Source organism: Paenibacillus peoriae (genome assembly GCF_022531965.1).
GTDB classification, from domain to species: domain Bacteria; phylum Bacillota; class Bacilli; order Paenibacillales; family Paenibacillaceae; genus Paenibacillus; species Paenibacillus polymyxa_D.
This window is the reverse complement of record NZ_CP092831.1, coordinates 4,470,807-4,487,252: the sequence shown is the minus strand read 5'-3', so window position 1 is coordinate 4,487,252 and position 16,446 is coordinate 4,470,807. Positions and strand designations below refer to the sequence as shown.

Here is a 16,446-nt window from a genome sequence, read left to right as displayed (position 1 = left end):
AAAGTTTTCTGTATAATGAATAAAAATTTCATATGTCTGGTTGATGTTTGCGGGAGATGGAACGAAAGTTCCGACCGAAGGGGCAAAACTCTCAGGTGCTTAGGCTGTTTACAGCCACAAGCGGGGACCGTAAACGGACAGAACTCTGGAGAGACCCTTAATTGGGCGCCGAAGGTGCACCGCAGAGAACATCTGCTTAAACTCTCAGGCAAAAGGACAGAGACGCGAATAACCTGTGACAGGGAATGCCCTAGGCTTTTTTATGAGCTATTAGAGGCAGAAACCTGCACAAGATGGTTGTATTTTTTCGTGCCTTTAACCTCTCCAGGAGTCGAATCAGCTGATTTGACTCTTTTTTGTTTTCTAATATGCTGGAGGAGCGGGTTGAAATGAATTTGGTACATGTGTTAGAAGCGATTAGCAGTTGGATATGGGGGGCGCCTCTCATCATTCTTGTCATGGGAACGGGGTTGTGGCTGACCATACGTCTGAAAATGTTGCAGGTATTCCGCCTGCCCCTGGCGATCAAGCTGATCGGTAAGGCCCCGAATGAAGGCAGCGGGGATGTAAGTAGTTTTGCGGCTTTGAGTACGGCGCTAGCGGCTACAGTTGGCACAGGAAGTATTGTCGGCGTAGCGACAGCCATTAAGCTGGGCGGGCCGGGTGCCTTGTTCTGGATGGTCGTTGCAGCCTTTTTTGGGATGGCGACGAAATATGCGGAAGGTGTACTTGCGGTAAAATACCGGGTGAAGGATCGGAATGGACAATTTTCCGGCGGCCCGATGTATTATATTGAGAAAGGTCTGGGACGCCGTTTTAAACCGCTGGCGATGCTGTTTGCTTTTTCGGGCATGCTGGTAGCGTTGTTCGGGATTGGAACGTTTCCACAGGTCAAAGCGATTGTATCTTCGACGGAAAACAGTTTTGGTGTTCCGCCCATTGTAACGGCACTGATTATTGCTATCCTCACAGGACTGGTTACTATTGGAGGACTCAAAAGTATTGCCAAGGTATCGACGAAGGTCGTTCCTTTTAAAACAGGCTTGTACGTACTGATCTGTCTCATCGTACTGATTCGGTTTGCTGACCAGCTTCCTGCCGCAATTGCGCTGGTGCTCCATTCGGCATTTTCAACTACATCGGCAACGGGCGGATTTGCCGGAGCTACGATTATGCTGGCGATGCGAAGTGGGGTAGCCAGAGGTATTTTTGCCAATGAGGCCGGATTGGGAAGCGCACCGATTGCAGCCGCAGCTGCCAAAACCAAATGGCCTGCGGAACAAGGGCTGATTTCCATGACAGGCGTGTTTATTGATACGATGGTTATTTGTGTGATGACCGGGTTGACGCTACTGGTTAGCGGTGTGTGGAGCGGGCCTACCGATGCGGGCCTGATGACTCAGCAAGCATTTTCCAGCGCATTCCCGCTGGGGGCAGAACTGCTCACAATTATTCTGATTATGTTCGCGTTCACCACCATGCTCGGCTGGAACTATTACGGGGAACGCTGTGTTGAATACTTGCTTGGCGTCAAGTGGATTAAGCCATACCGTTATCTGTTCATTCTACTCGTTGGCGGGGGCGCGTTCATTAAACTGGATGCGATTTGGCTGCTGGCAGATATCTTTAACGCAATGATGGCTTTCCCGAACCTGATTGCACTGCTCGGCTTATCAGGCATTGTCGTTGCAGAAACCCGAACCTATATGGATTCTCTGAATTCTAGTAAGAAAAAGGGCATTCTTGCAGGTGCCAGTGTAGGGGCAGCTATTCAAGTAGAAGAAAAGGGACAAACAGTTAATTCATAAATTCCAAAAGGGAGTGCCTTCAGCCATCACAGGCTTGAGGACACTCCTTTTTGAATGTTATAACGATGCACGCAAAATAGCTAAAATATCTTCCTGTTTCAGCTTTTTATAATTACCGAAGCCTCCATATTCCATTTCACGGGCTGCAATGGTTGCGATTTTTTCCAATTGCTCATCATTAATATTGTAATCGGCCAGGGTGGAAGGGGCACCGAGACTTGTCCAGAATGCACTAAGACGGTCAATACCCTCCAAAGCGATTTCTCTATCTGTTTTATCTACGGTGTCTAAGTCAAACATGCTGAGCATCAGCCGTTTCATGCGTGCAGCATCCTGATCCACCGTATGTCTCATCCAGTTGGGGAATAGGATCGCCAGACCGCCAGCATGAGGAATATCATATACAGCAGATAATGCATGTTCAATCGTATGCGAAGCCCAGTCCCCGAAGTAGCCCATTTGCAGTGTTCCGTTAAGAGCAATCGTTCCGGCATATAAAATCGTTTCGCGATGCTCGTAGTTGTGCAAATCCTCCAACAGCTTAGGTGCAGTTTCGATTACGGTTTGCAGCACGGAAAAGCACATACGATCTTGCAACGGTGTATTTTTAACATTGTGAAAATACTGTTCAAATACATGGCTCATCATATCCACCATGCCATATACCGTCTGATCACGTGGCACAGAGAAGGTGTTTTGTGGGTCCAGAATCGAGAATTTCGGATGCGTCACCGCGCTGCCCCATACGTATTTTTCGTTTGTTTCCCAGTTGGTGATAACAGAATCTGGATTCATTTCTGAACCGGTAGCGGCGAGTGTGAGGATGGTACCGAATGGCAGAGCCTGGGTAGGCATGTGCTTTTTATTGATAATATCCCACACATCGCCGTCATATTCAGCCCCTGCTGCGATGGCTTTGGTGCAATCAATAACGCTTCCGCCGCCTACTGCAAGTAAGAAGTCGATGTTTTCATTTCGGCAAATGTCGATGCCCTTCTTAACGGTGGACAAGCGCGGATTCGGCTCTACGCCGGACAATTCATGAATGTTAAGATGTAGCGGCTCTAACGCGTTTAATACCTGGTCATACAGACCATTTCGCTTGACACTTCCGCCTCCGTATATCAGTAAAATATTTTTGCCGTAATTCAGCAGCTCCTGCTGCAGTTCTTCAATTTGATTGTCTCCAAATATTAATTTGGTGGGGTTATAATATGTGAATTTGTTCATCTGGAAAGTTCCCCTCAGTTCATAGTTCATGTTCAAATCGTAAATCGCTTAACCTGATTGCCTGTTGAATACCTAACTTTACCATGTAAGCTATTTGAAATGACGATTAACTATTATACATGAAATGAATAAGGGAATTCAAATAAATCTAATCTTTGACCGCTCCGGCGGCAAGATCGGAAATAAACTGGCGGCTAATGAAAAGAAATAAAATTATAAGTGGCAGTACAGCAAGCAGGGTGCCCGCAATGACCATCGCATAATCCGTATTGTATATCCCGTTTAATTGTGACAGTGCAATCTGGAGTGTGAATTTACGCTCATCCGTTAAGACGATTAACGGCCATAAATAATCATTCCAGGCTCCTATAAAGGTAAACGCGCCGAGAAAAGCGAACGCAGGACGTAGAATAGGCAGTGCTACATTCAAGTACAGCCGAAAAAAGCTGCATCCGTCCATCCGCCCCGCATCCAGCAGCTCCTTTGGAATGGATTCTTCCGCATATTGACGAATCCAGAAAATGCCGAAGGCATTTACCATCCCCGGGATAATAAGCGCTTTGAACGTACCTACCCATCCAAAGGTGGCCATCATGACAAAGGAGGGGACAAGCGAAAGTTGTGAAGGGACCATCATTGTAGCTAGCAGAACGATAAATAGCACTTTTTTGCCCGGAAAATCAAACTTGGCGAATGCGAAACCTGCCAGCGAATCGAAAAACAGAACCAATAAGGTAACAGAACCGGCTACAAAAAGGGTATTAAAAAAGGCTCCGGCAAAATTAATCTGCTGCAATACTCTCGTTATGTTATCCAAGAAGTGGCCGCCAAACCACAATTGCGGTGGAAAACGATAGATGTCTGAAGTTGTACGGGTTGCCATGACGATCAGCCAGTAAAATGGAAACATCGACAGGATGATTCCCACCAACAATCCGGCATATAAAACAAAGGATTTTGCACGTGTCTGCATCATGTTGTGAAGCTCCTTCCCATCGTTATTTTTTACCTTGAACGAGTTTCCAGTTGATGATGGAGAATAGAGCAATGATGAGGAACATGCCCCATCCGACGGCTGCACCATATCCAAAATAGTTGTTAATGAACGACTCGCGGTACAGGTATAAAACGATGGTCATGCCACTTGCCCCGGAACCGCCGTCATTACCGACCAGGACCTGTGGCTCGGTGAAGAGTTGCATACCGCCGATGGTGGACGTAATGACCGTAAACAGAATGACTGGGCGCAGCATGGGGATAGTGATGCGGAAAAAAGCTTGCGCTCCGGTTGCTCCGTCTATTTTGGCGGCCTCATACAGCACATGCGGAATACTCTGAAGTCCGGCCAGATAGATGATTGCGTTATAGCCCATCCATCTCCATACGACCATAGAAGAAATGGCAATTTGGATACCCCATGGCACATTCAGCCATTGAACCATGGGCAGTCCCAAGAGTTGCAGAAGGTAGTTGAGAAATCCGAAATTGTTGGCAAATAAGGCACCAAATATGATGGCGACAGCCACAATAGACGTCACATTGGGCAGGAAGAATCCAACTCGCCATAAGGTGCGCATTTTCACAAATGGGGCATAAAGCAGAAAGGCAATAATCAGTGCGAAGAATAGCATTGGAATTGTTGCATACACCCAGATCACAAAGGTGTTGCCTACAGCCTGCCAAAATTCATGATCTGTTACAAGGTAGCGAAAGTTGCCCCAGCCGTTGTAGGTCATGTCTCCGATTCCGTCCCATTTGTGAAACGCCAGGTATAATGAAAAACCAATCGGAAACAGTCCAAAGATGCCAAACAGCAGATAAAACGGCGAGATCGCAGCATAAACGGCACGGTGCTTCCAGATTTCTCTCAGCATATTGTCCACACGCCTTTTTTGAATTTTGTTTTTTTATCGCTGTAATTCCCGTTCGATTCGTTCCATGGTTTCCGTCCATAATGCATCAGGATTAGCATCCTGCTTGGCAACATTAGCAAGGCGACGGGTCACAATGCCGTGGATGACAGGGTAGCGCTCGCCGAAATAGCTGCTTTTCACATGACGTGCGGAGGCGGCGAAGATGAGTCCGGTGGCCTGACCCCCAAAGAAAGGCTCGGGTGTCCCCATGATAGGATCGTTATAGACGCCGGGAGTGGACGGGAACAGACCGATTTTGTGGTAGGCTTCCAACTGGTGTTCCGGGTTTTGCAGCCAGGTCAGGACTTCAAAGGCTTCTTTGGGATGTTTGCTGGATTTGAGGATAGAAATGAACGAACCACCCAGGTTGCCGTCTCCTCCAGGAGCACGGGCGACTCTCCATTTGCCAGCTGTATCCGGCGCGGCCTCTGTGAGAACTTGCTTCATCCAAACAGCCCCTACAAAAGAGGCAATTTTGCCGTTATTGACCGAAGCGTTCCATTCGGGAGTCCAGCCATCCGCATTGGCGAGCAGATGCTTCTTGTGGAAATCGACAGCGGTTTTCCAGCCCAGACGGATGTCAGGAGATTGATTGCCAATATAGCTGCCATCCGGCTTGAAGTAGAGGTTTGTATGCTGAGCGAGCACTTGATTGTAAACGTTTACAATATTATCAGCCAAAAACGAACGGCTTCCGAATTTCTGCTGAAGTTGTTCTCCGGCTGCCATGTAATCATCCCATGTGCGGATCGAGGCACTAACCTTTTCAGGATCACTAGGCAAGCCTGCTTGCTTAAATAGATCGCTTCGATAGAAGAGGGCAGTAGGCCCAGTATCCATGGGAAATGCAATCATTTTACCATCAGGAGTGATCCCCTGATTCCATTTCCATTCCAAATATTGATCTTTTAGGCGGTCTGCTCCGAGCTCCCTTAAATCATAAAAACGATCCGCACTTGGAAATAGCTCCACCATCCAGTCGTTCAGAGCTACGATGTCTGGTTCACCAGAACGAGCTGCGAGCGTTGTCTTCAGTTTAGCTTTGAAGTCACCACCTATTTTTTGAGTTTTTAATTCAATGTTGGGAAAGTGTTTTTCCGCTTGGGCGAGTAGTTCATCATCAATGGAACGGTTCCAATACCATAATGTAAGCGTTATCTTTTTTCCATTTGACAAATTAGTTTCAGATGATTGACTTTCAGAGAACGAGGGTCCACTACAAGCACTGAACATAGTGAGAAAAGCAAGACATAATACCAACCATTGTACTGTCTTCACATCATTTCCCTCCTTGCTGTCTGAGATAATCTGCCTGCTAAACAAGTTGTAAATGGTTTAGCTCCATCATATGAAGCTGTTACCCATTTATGTGCATTGCCTTAACCAAAAACAAAAAATTTGAAACGTTTATCCATAAAAAAAAGCACGTGCGTCTGTTATATGAAGAACGCACGTACTTAAGTTAGGGATTCAGCTCATGACATCAACCGCAGTATTTCATCTTTCAGAATTTCGGACCGAGTCCCGAAAATAACCTGCAGGGTACCGTTACCAAGCCTGATGATTCCCGACGCTCCGAGCTGCCTGAGAGCTTGATCGTTAACTGCTTTGTCGTCTTTGACGACAAGACGCAGCCGTGTGATGCAGGCATCAATGCTTAGGATATTGTCCGAACCGCCGAGATAGGTTAGTACCCTGCCTGCCTGACTGGACGGAGTGTCGGATGTAGCGTTTGCTTTTTTATTGGGTACAGATTCGTTAGCCTCAGACAGGAGACTGTCTTCTCCATCATCTTCACGCCCAGGAGTTTTTAGGTTGAATTTGAGAATGATAAATCGGAACAGAAAGTAATAGATGAGGGCGAAGACAAGCCCGACCGGGATCATTCGCAATGGGTGAGTGGAGAGCTTCATATTGACCAAATAGTCAATGAGTCCTGCTGAAAAGGAAAAGCCCAGTTTGACATCCAATAGGTATACGACCAGGCCGCTCAGGCCTGTCAGCAGAGCATGAACGCCGTAAAGCAATGGTGCAATGAACATAAACGAAAATTCGAGGGGCTCGGTAATTCCGGTCAGGAACGATGCCAGCGCAGAACCGATGAAAATGGAAGCGACGGCTTTACGTTTTTCCGGTTTAGCCGTATGGATGAATGCGAGAGCGGCTGCCGGGAGAGCAAACATCATAATAGGGAAGAAACCGGACATGAATAGACCAGCTGATTTATCGCCTGCAAAGAAACGGGTCAGGTCACCATGAACAACTTCGCCAGCTGCATTCGTATAGTTACCAATCTGAAACCACGCGATTGAGTTTAGTACATGATGCAAACCGAGCGGGATCAGCAGCCGATTGGCAATCATGAATACCATTGATCCGATTCCGCCAAACCCGACAATCCAGTTGCCGAAGGCTGCAATCCCATCTTGTACCGGACTCCAGATCATTCCGAGCAGAATGGCCAGAATCATGGTCGTGAAGGCGGTAATCATGGGGACAAAACGTTTGCCTGAGAAGAAGCCAAGCCAATCCGGGAGCTGAATATTATGATATTTTTTAAACAGAAAAGCAGACCATCCACCGATAAAAATACCACCCAATACGCCCATGTCCAGCTTGACGTCGTCTGGAATATATGCAAATATACCCGGCACTGCCGCCAAAATACGGGTCAACACCATATAGGCAATGACTGCCGATAATGCGGCTACTGCGTCGCCTGCCAGACCAATGGCAACACCAATGGAGAAAATGAGCGCAAGGTTACCGAAGATAGCCCCCGCCCCCTCGTTCAGAAAAGGAGTGACATAATGATTCAGAAATCCGCCAACTACGGGACCAAACGGTATATCCGTTTCATAATTAATCAGAGCTAATCCTTGCAAAATCCCTGCGGCGGGTAGAGTAGCTACTGGAAGCATTAACGACTTGCCGATTTTTTGCAGAAATTTCAGCATAACATTCTTCCCTTCTTCATCGAGTTTGGGAGTGTCGTATTCATCCTGAAATCCTTACTTGTGCCCATTTTTTTACATCATAAATCGGGGGATCTAACATGGTCAACGATTATTTTAAGCTATGAAATGACGTAAATCCGCAGTTGACATCGCTTACATGCTTATATAGTATCAAATTTAAGTTAATAATCGTGACGGAGACAAGAGAGCCACGCAGACATCCCATGGTACAGCACAGGGTTGATTTGTGATGGCTTTTCTTTTTTTTGTGCGATGAAAGCGATCAAAATCGGGTGATCTATTGAGGAGGTAGGTTGTATGTCGCCATACGCAGCCGAATTCATAGGGACAATGATTCTTATTGCCCTAGGTGGCGGAGTGTGCGCAGGGGTGTCCCTGAAAAAGTCATTTGCCCACGCTTCCGGCTGGATTGTGGTCGGAATGGGTTGGGGGCTTGCGGTAGCTATTGCGGTGTATGCAGTGGGTCAAATCAGCGGAGCGCATTTGAATCCGGCAGTTACACTCGCGTTGGCATTTCAGGGTAGTTTTCCATGGCAAGATGTATCCGGCTATATTGTGGCTCAGCTTCTTGGAGCCATGGCGGGTGCGATCATCGTCGTTTTGCATTATTGGCCCCACTGGAAAGAGACGGAGGACACAGCAGCCAAACTCAGTGTATTCGCGACAGGACCAGCTATTGATCATCCGTTTGCCAACGTGCTTAGTGAAATGATAGGTACTTTCATCTTTGTTCTTGCTTTACTGTCGTTTGGCGCCAATTCATTTACAGACGGCCTGAAACCGCTGATTGTTGGTTTTTTAGTTGTCAGTATCGGTTTATCCCTTGGAGGCACAACGGGCTATGCCATCAATCCAGCGAGGGATTTTGGGCCGCGTCTGATGCATTATTTACTACCGATTCCCGGTAAGGGAGCATCCAACTGGAAATATGCATGGGTGCCCATTATAGGACCGCTATTGGGGGGATCTTTCGCAGGGCCATTTTATCAGGCTGTTTTTAAGGGGAGTGTGACTCCAGCTTTCTGGATTTTACTAGGGATCATCGTGATTGTACTCTTGATTACCTTCCGTATGAGTCGTACTTATAAAAATCATAAAACGGATCACAAACTTATAGCGTAAAAACGATGGATTTACACGGGGAGAGATGAACAATGGGAAAATATATTTTGTCACTAGATCAGGGAACGACAAGCTCAAGAGCGATTTTGTTCAATAGCGAGGGAGATGTAGTGTACTCGGCTCAGCGAGAATTTCCGCAATATTTTCCTCATCCCGGCTGGGTAGAGCAGAATGCGAATGAAATCTGGAGTTCTATTCTCGGAGTCATTGCCTCCTGTCTTTCCGAATCCGGTGTAAAAGCAAATCAAGTGGCTGCCATCGGCATTACCAATCAGCGAGAATCGGTGGCTGTGTGGGACAAAAATACAGGAGTGCCCGTATATAATGTACTCGTATGGCAATCACGCCAAACCTCGGACATCTGTGATGAATTGAAGCGACAAGGGCACGAGGAACTGTTTCACAGCAAAACAGGGCTGCTGATCGACCCGTATTTTTCAGGCACTAAAGTAAAGTGGATTCTGGACCATGTAGAGGGCGCGCGGGAAAAGGCGGAACGAGGTGACCTGTTATTCGGTACGATTGACTCGTGGCTGATCTGGAAACTATCCGGCGGAAAGGCACATGTGACGGACTACTCGAATGCAGCCAGGACGCTCATGTACAACATTTATGAGCTAAAGTGGGACGAAGAGCTGCTGGACATTCTGGGTGTTCCGAAAATCATGCTGCCTGAGGTAAGACCTTCTTCTGAGGTATATGCGCACACCGTGGATTATCATTTCTTCGGTCAGAATGTACCGATCGCCGGTGCAGCAGGTGACCAGCAAGCAGCCTTGTTCGGTCAGGCATGTTACGAAAAAGGGATGATCAAAAATACTTACGGCACAGGCTGCTTTATGCTAATGAATACGGGGGATCAGCCTGTTGAATCTAAACACGGCCTGATTACGACCATCGCTTGGGGACTGGAGGAAGGCAAAGTGCAATATGCACTCGAGGGGAGTGTGTTTGTAGCGGGGTCGGCGATCCAGTGGCTGCGAGACGGGCTGCGTATGTTCCGTGATGCGAAAGACAGTGAGCCTTATGCCGCTCGTGTTTCGTCTACGGAAGGAGTGTATCTTGTCCCCGCTTTTGTCGGACTGGGGAGCCCCTACTGGGATAGCGAGGTGCGCGGGGCAATGTTCGGCCTGACACGAGGGACCACGAAGGAGCATTTTATCCGCGCCACATTGGAGTCACTCGCTTATCAGACCAAGGATGTGCTTACAGCCATGGAGATCGATTCAGGTATTGCGGTGAAGACGCTGCGGGTGGATGGAGGAGCTGTATTGAACAATTTTCTGATGCAATTCCAGAGCGATATTTTAGATGCAACGGTGGAGCGGCCAGTGATCCATGAGACGACGGCACTGGGGGCTGCATGTCTGGCAGGTTTGGCTATTGGATATTGGAAGAGTACGGATGAACTTCGTAAGCGGGTGAGGGTGGAAACCTCTTTTGCCCCGAATATGGATGAATCAACACGTGCAGGCTTGTATGAAGGCTGGAAAAAGGCTGTGAATGCGACGATGGCCTACAAGTAATGATTAAGCGCTGGGTCTCTGAATATTAAACTGCAAAAAGATGACTTCTGAATCTTATCAGGAGTCATCTTTTTTAAGGCATGAGCTAACCTTTGACCTTCGTATGGTTCCAATGTTGGCCGGCTCCGCAGGAACTACGAATGACCAGTTCCGGCTCGACTTTAATACATTTGGTATCCATTTGTTTATTCATCAGGTCAAACAGCACCATAGCAGCTAGACGGCCTATTTTTTGCTTGTCTTGTTTTACAGTCGTCAGTGGAGGTTCGGTATAACGACAGGCTTCTATATCATCACATCCCACTACAGCAATATCCTCGGGTACCCTCAAGCCGCTTTCCTTGAAAGCACGTATGGCACCAAAGGCAAGCAGGTCGGTCGCCGCAAAAATAGCTTTTGGTAAATTTCCTTGCTGTATCCACGCTTTCGCGACCTGGTATCCATCTTCTGCCGCGTAGTCCTTACCATACACGACCCATTCAGGTCTAACATCAAGACTAAACCGTTTTAGTGAAGCAATAAAGGCCTCCTCTCTCTCTTTAATAACCAAGGAGGGGCGTTCAATGCCTATAAACCCCATGTCGCGGTATCCATTCATGTAAAAGTGCTCAACAACCTTCATTGAAATCTTCTGATTGTCGGACATAATGTAGCAAGAACTGGCTCCGGTTAGTTCAATATCGACACCGATACAGGGGATAGGGCTGGCATCGAGATCAAAAACACTCTTCTCCACTTCATCTCCAGCAATAATAATGCACCCGTCCACTGAAAAATATTTCGAGCGTGCCAAATAGTCCTCTCCATTATCCAGAAATTTCTCATTTGAAAAAAACAGCAGATCGTAACCAAGCAAGCCAATCTGTTTTTTGAAGACATTAATGATATCTACAAAAAAAGGATGACTAAAATCAACATTCAGCTTACCAGCGAATATAACGCCTACCAGATTAGATTTTTTGGTAGCCAGCGTTTTAGCCGAGGAGGAGGGTCTATAGCCTGTTTCCTCCATGATTTTAAGTACCCGCTGCCGGGTTTCCTCACTGATGTCTGTGTAATTGTTAATGATTTTCGAAACCGTTGCTACTGAAACGCCTGCCATGCTAGCTATTGTTTTTATATTCATGGAATCCTCCGCAACTAAACTGATTTAGTTAAATTGACTTTGTTTTTCAAAATTAATGATTACTCGTATTCTATGCTACCTCATAGAAGTGAGTCAACCGTGCTAATAAAGGATGACTCCTAATATTTTAAGGAGTAATAACGGTGATTTGTGTTTTATTTGATAATTTACAAATCTCTATTTACAAATACAGGCTATCCGATACATAATAGTAGCTGTAATTAACTAAACCGCTTTCGTAAAGGTAAGTGCATTTATTCTAAGATAGCCGGAGCTGTGAAGTCTTGATTCCTGAAAGGATGATACCAAGTATGAATGAGAATACCTATACATTCCCCACCACGTTTATGTGGGGAACTTCGACCTCTTCTTATCAAATTGAAGGTGGCGTGGATGAGGAAGGAAGAACGCCTTCTATTTGGGATACTTTCTGTCAAGTACCCGGGAAGGTGATCGGAGGGGACTGCGGAGATGTGGCTTGTGACCATTTTCACCGCTTTAAGGAAGACGTGCAATTAATGAAGCAACTTGGCTTTTTACATTACCGTTTTTCCGTGGCCTGGCCGCGCATTATTCCCGCACCTGGCGTGGTTAACGAACAGGGGCTACTCTTCTATGAGCGTCTGCTGGATGAGATTGAGTCGGCTGGGCTAATTCCAATGCTGACGCTGTATCATTGGGATCTGCCGCAATGGATTGAGGACGAGGGTGGCTGGACGCAGCGAGAGACTATCCAACATTTTAAAACGTATGCCTCTGTAATCATGGATCGATTTGGACAGCGTATAAGCTGGTGGAATACGATAAATGAGCCCTACTGCGCCTCTATTTTGGGCTATGGCACAGGCGAGCATGCCCCCGGCCATGAGAACTGGAGGGAAGCTCTTGCTGCCGCTCATCATATTCTGATGTGTCACGGGATAGCCATGAACTTACACAAGGAAAAGGGCCTGACGGGCAATATCGGTATTACGCTGAACATGGAGCATGTCGATGCAGCCTCTGAACACTCCGAGGATGTAGCCGCTGCTGTCCGGCGGGATGGCTTTATTAATCGTTGGTTTGCCGAGCCATTGTTTAACGGGAAATACCCTGAGGATATGGTGGAATGGTACGGGGAGCATTTGAACGGATTGGATTTTGTACAGCCTGGTGATATGGAGCTGATTCAGCAGCCAGGGGATTTTTTGGGCATCAACTACTACGCCCGCAGTATCATTCGAGCGACTACAGACGCTTCGTTGCTTCAGGTCGAGCAGATTTCCATAGAGGAACCGGTAACGGATATTGGATGGGAGATTCACCCTGAATCCTTTTATAAGCTGCTGACACGGATTGAGAAGGATTTTACCAGAGGATTACCCATCCTGATTACAGAAAACGGAGCAGCGATGAAGGACGAACTGGTGAATGGAAAGATTGAAGACATTGGGCGTCAGCATTACATTGAGGAACATTTAAAGGCATGCCATCGCTTTATTGGGGAGGGAGGTCAGCTTAAGGGCTATTTTGTATGGTCATTCCTCGATAACTTCGAATGGGCCTGGGGATACAGCAAACGTTTTGGTATTATACACATCAATTACGATACGCAGGAACGGACACCCAAACAAAGTGCGCTGTGGTTCAAGCAAATGATGGCGAATAACGGGTTTTAAAAAGAAAAGGGGTGCACGATGCAGCAGTATTATTTTGACGATCAAGGACGTTTTGTGATTGAGAATTTTGCGCAGGCCAAGCCCTTTTCCAGTTTTCTACCCGGTATTGCTGGTGTTCAGGGAATTCCTCTGTGGGCGTATTATGTTAATCGTGGACAAGGAATTGCGAGCTTTGGTGTGGAGGATAAGAATGGAGCTATCATGGAGTTTTTTCCGGCCAACCGAACAGCTCCTTTATTGCTAGCAGTGCTAATCCTGATGCAAGTTTGCATGGAACGGGATATATCGCGAGGCTGAGCGGATCTACGGCAGAATTTATTCATATGTGGATATGGATGATGACGGGCGGGCAGCCGTTTGGCTATGATCATAGGGGCCTATCCTTGAAGCTGGAGCCCAAGCTGCCAGGCTGGCTGTTCACAGCTACAGGTGAGCTATCTTTCTGTTTTCTCGGAAGCTGTCAGGTGACTTATTTTAATACGGATCGCAAGGATACTTATCCACCGGAATGCATAGTGACCCAGTATGTACTGCATTACGCTAGTGGCGAAAAGAAGACGATAAGACAGGCTATATTAGATCATAAAGAGGCACAAGATGTGAGAGAGCGGTTGATTTCCCGTATCGAGGTATATTTGGGGACATAGCTCCATTCATTAAAGCGGTCATGCTGCAATAACAGAGCATGACCGCTTTTTAAAGTTTCATAAATCCTTGTGTCAGGGCAGGGGACTTATGCTGAAATATCTTGCAACTCCAATATCACAGGACAGTGGTCACTGCCTGTAATATGACAATCAATGTTCGCATCCATCAATAGCGAACGAAGTCTCTCCGAGACGAGGAAGTAATCGATCCGCCAGCCAATATTCCTTTCTCTCACCTTTGGCATGTAGGACCACCAGGAATAAACATCCGTCCGGTCAGGATAAAAGGTTCTGAAGGTATCTATAAATCCGGCGTCTAGCAGCTGTGACATGCGTTCCCGTTCCTCAGGCGTAAAACCGGCATTTCCGTAGTTAGCTTTGGCGTTTTTGAGATCGATCTCCTGATGAGCTACGTTCAAGTCTCCACACACGATGACAGGCTTCAAAGCATCCAGTTGTTGCAGGTAGCTGCGAAAACGGTCTTCCCATTCCAGTCTGTAGGGCAGTCGGGATAAGTCCCGTTTGGTATTTGGTGTGTACACATTGACGAGATAAAATTTTTCGAATTCCAAAGTGATGGTTCGGCCCTCCGGTTCTTCATTTTCTTCAAGTCCATAATGCACAGAGAGCGGCTTGATTTTGGTGAAAATAGCCGTGCCGGAATATCCTTTTTTCTCAGCATAATTCCAGTATTGTGTGTATTCCTCCATGTTCTCCATGAGGATCTGCCCTTCTTGAAGCTTCGTTTCCTGTACGCAAAAAATATCGGCATTCGTTTCTTTTAAATAAGTATAAAACCCTTTGGTCACACAGGCTCTTAAGCCATTTACATTCCAAGATATTAATTTCATTTGATTAATCTCCTTGCTACTTCACGCGGTCAAGCGATGTGATTTGTATATCCTTTGTTGACATAAGCTTATAAATGTCTTCTATCTGGACTTCATAGGTCTTTTCATCAAAATGGTCCTGACCAAACATATAATCGTTTAGTTCTATTGCCTTAAGGTTTCGGTTGGTATTCATAGCCGAAGGGAAGTATTCGATGTCTAATGAGGCTTTATTTCCGGCCAACACTGTTTTGAGAACTTTTGCAGTTTGTAATACCCGTTCTTTTTCCAATGACAATCCTGAGTCAGTTAGATCCTCGAATACAATTATACGAATATATTGATCGCCGACCGCTTCGGGATTCAGTTTAAAATCGTCGTATTCTTTGATCATTTTATCTGTTTCCCCTTCTTGCACCCCAGAATGAACAGCGGCTGCATCATTGTATAGCTTCTGTATAACAGGTTTGAGCTTCATGTCCAGTTGGCTCTCCCAAAGGGCGTTAAGATATTTTTCTCTAAATGGGACATCCTCATAAGGACGCTTGGTCATGTTAAAGAGGACGGAAGGATGACGATTAGAGATCGCCTCCATGGTATATTCAGTGAAGGGAATACTATGATAGCTAATATTTTGAATTTGAAAGTCCTCTCCGTATTTCTGCTCCAGATATTGCTCTGATTCTGCGGCTACGTTGCGTTTATTTTCACCTGTTTGTGTAAAAGGTTCTATAATATCTACGTATTTCATTGTGACTGCAAGAAGTAGAAGTGTAGCTCCCACAGTGAGACTGAGCAACATGCGCCATTTGGAAGGCAACGATGCACTTGTCGGCGCGCTACCCACATTGCTTGTAATTTGAAAAGATCGTATTGTAAAAATAATGCCTAAAATGTGGAGAATAATGGCCAGCGGTCCCGAAATAATAAGCAGGTATCCGAGAGAAAATAATGTAAAATAGATCAGAATTCCCTGTGTGATGATCAGAGCCGCTCCTCCAATCATATAGGAAGGAATGGCGAGATAAAACATACCCAATCCAGTACCTAATATAGAAAGCAAAGTGGCAACAAAACGATGAATTTCCCGCGACTTTTGGAGTTTATTCGTAGTCAAGGGAGTCAGCCAACCTCCTTTACTTCAAAATGGTGTAACATGATAGATGATAGCAATATCTGCGTTTTATTGAAAGAGTAGTGACTTGAAACCAGCGCCTAAAGTAGCGTGGCAGACTATTCTTTCTACATTATTTATCATCAAAAAAAGCTCCCTTGCGGAAGCTTTTTTTTGATGTAATTTATCAAGAGAGATACTCTCCTTATGGTTGACTGCGAAGTATAGGCTAACGATGCCGATGGGCCGACGTTCCCCTGTGAGTTATCTCATGAGAACAAAAAAAGCCTCCATTATGGAAGCTTCTTGTTATGACGTCCCAGGAGGGATTCGAACCCCCGACCGACGGCTTAGAAGGCCGTTGCTCTATCCAGCTGAGCTACTGGGACATAAAATTCAAGCGAATATTAATATATCATATGGATAAAAGAAATTCAAGTCTTATTTTGCATATATCGCTTATTTAGGCTTTATACAGCATAAATTCTGAGTAG

Annotated in this window: 14 protein-coding genes, 1 tRNA gene and 2 riboswitches; of the genes, 6 read left to right on the top strand and 9 right to left on the bottom strand. The window is 46.1% G+C overall.

From position 1 onward, the window contains the following. The first annotated feature begins 40 nt into the window (after positions 1–40). Positions 41–117, top strand: a riboswitch (glycine riboswitch). A gap of 18 nt (positions 118–135) precedes the next feature. Beyond that, positions 136–230, top strand: a riboswitch (glycine riboswitch). 159 nt (positions 231–389) lie between these two features. Next, entirely contained in the window at positions 390–1,808 is a 1,419-nt protein-coding gene (locus tag MLD56_RS19755; RefSeq protein ID WP_029518389.1) for an alanine/glycine:cation symporter family protein, read from the top strand. 57 nt (positions 1,809–1,865) lie between these two features. On the opposite strand, the gene MLD56_RS19750 is transcribed toward MLD56_RS19755, so the two are convergent. The 5 genes from MLD56_RS19750 to MLD56_RS19730 all read right to left on the bottom strand — a co-directional run bounded on the left by MLD56_RS19750 (position 1,866) and on the right by MLD56_RS19730 (position 7,908). Then, positions 1,866–3,038 (bottom strand): iron-containing alcohol dehydrogenase, encoded by a 1,173-nt coding sequence (locus tag MLD56_RS19750; protein WP_029518390.1) that lies wholly within the window; start codon positions 3,036–3,038, stop codon positions 1,866–1,868. A 148-nt stretch (positions 3,039–3,186) separates the two neighbouring features. Next, a complete protein-coding gene (locus MLD56_RS19745) occupies positions 3,187–4,014 on the bottom strand; it encodes a carbohydrate ABC transporter permease (RefSeq protein ID WP_029518391.1) in 828 nt (275 codons plus the stop codon). 22 nt (positions 4,015–4,036) lie between these two features. Further along, complete coding sequence (locus tag MLD56_RS19740) at positions 4,037–4,912, bottom strand: carbohydrate ABC transporter permease (protein ID WP_029518392.1); 876 nt, start codon at positions 4,910–4,912, stop codon at positions 4,037–4,039. A 33-nt stretch (positions 4,913–4,945) separates the two neighbouring features. Then, positions 4,946–6,229: an ABC transporter substrate-binding protein gene (locus tag MLD56_RS19735; protein ID WP_029518393.1), complete on the bottom strand. Its 1,284-nt coding sequence runs from the start codon at positions 6,227–6,229 to the stop codon at positions 4,946–4,948. A gap of 197 nt (positions 6,230–6,426) precedes the next feature. Then, positions 6,427–7,908: a PTS transporter subunit EIIC gene (locus MLD56_RS19730; RefSeq protein ID WP_029518394.1), complete on the bottom strand. Its 1,482-nt coding sequence runs from the start codon at positions 7,906–7,908 to the stop codon at positions 6,427–6,429. Between the two features lie 318 nt (positions 7,909–8,226). Between MLD56_RS19730 and MLD56_RS19725 the strand changes: the two genes are divergently transcribed. Next, on the top strand, positions 8,227–9,051 hold the full coding sequence (locus MLD56_RS19725; protein ID WP_029518395.1) for an MIP/aquaporin family protein: 825 nt from the start codon (positions 8,227–8,229) through the stop codon (positions 9,049–9,051). Positions 9,052–9,083: 32 nt separating this feature from the next. After that, positions 9,084–10,577 carry a glycerol kinase GlpK gene (glpK, locus tag MLD56_RS19720; RefSeq protein WP_029518396.1) on the top strand — a complete coding sequence of 498 codons (1,494 nt, stop codon included), beginning with the start codon at positions 9,084–9,086 and terminating at the stop codon, positions 10,575–10,577. 85 nt (positions 10,578–10,662) lie between these two features. Here the strand turns inward: glpK and MLD56_RS19715 are convergent, their stop codons facing one another. Further along, positions 10,663–11,703, bottom strand: coding sequence for a LacI family DNA-binding transcriptional regulator (locus MLD56_RS19715; protein WP_029518397.1), 1,041 nt, complete (start codon positions 11,701–11,703; stop codon positions 10,663–10,665). 311 nt (positions 11,704–12,014) lie between these two features. Between MLD56_RS19715 and MLD56_RS19710 the strand changes: the two genes are divergently transcribed. From MLD56_RS19710 to MLD56_RS19700, 3 genes are read left to right on the top strand one after another with little or no spacing between them, the layout of a single operon-like run. After that, a complete protein-coding gene (locus tag MLD56_RS19710; RefSeq protein ID WP_029518398.1) occupies positions 12,015–13,361 on the top strand; it encodes a GH1 family beta-glucosidase in 1,347 nt (448 codons plus the stop codon). 18 nt (positions 13,362–13,379) lie between these two features. Next, a complete protein-coding gene (locus tag MLD56_RS19705) occupies positions 13,380–13,658 on the top strand; it encodes a hypothetical protein (protein WP_029518399.1) in 279 nt (92 codons plus the stop codon). A gap of 26 nt (positions 13,659–13,684) precedes the next feature. Beyond that, positions 13,685–14,008: a hypothetical protein gene (locus tag MLD56_RS19700; RefSeq protein WP_230585102.1), complete on the top strand. Its 324-nt coding sequence runs from the start codon at positions 13,685–13,687 to the stop codon at positions 14,006–14,008. Between the two features lie 86 nt (positions 14,009–14,094). Here the strand turns inward: MLD56_RS19700 and MLD56_RS19695 are convergent, their stop codons facing one another. From MLD56_RS19695 to MLD56_RS19685, 3 genes are all read right to left on the bottom strand, one after another. After that, a complete protein-coding gene (locus MLD56_RS19695) occupies positions 14,095–14,859 on the bottom strand; it encodes an exodeoxyribonuclease III (RefSeq protein WP_029518401.1) in 765 nt (254 codons plus the stop codon). Between the two features lie 16 nt (positions 14,860–14,875). Then, positions 14,876–15,955: a hypothetical protein gene (locus tag MLD56_RS19690; RefSeq protein ID WP_029518402.1), complete on the bottom strand. Its 1,080-nt coding sequence runs from the start codon at positions 15,953–15,955 to the stop codon at positions 14,876–14,878. 312 nt (positions 15,956–16,267) lie between these two features. Further along, positions 16,268–16,341, bottom strand: a tRNA-Arg gene (locus MLD56_RS19685). Positions 16,342–16,446 lie beyond the last annotated feature (105 nt).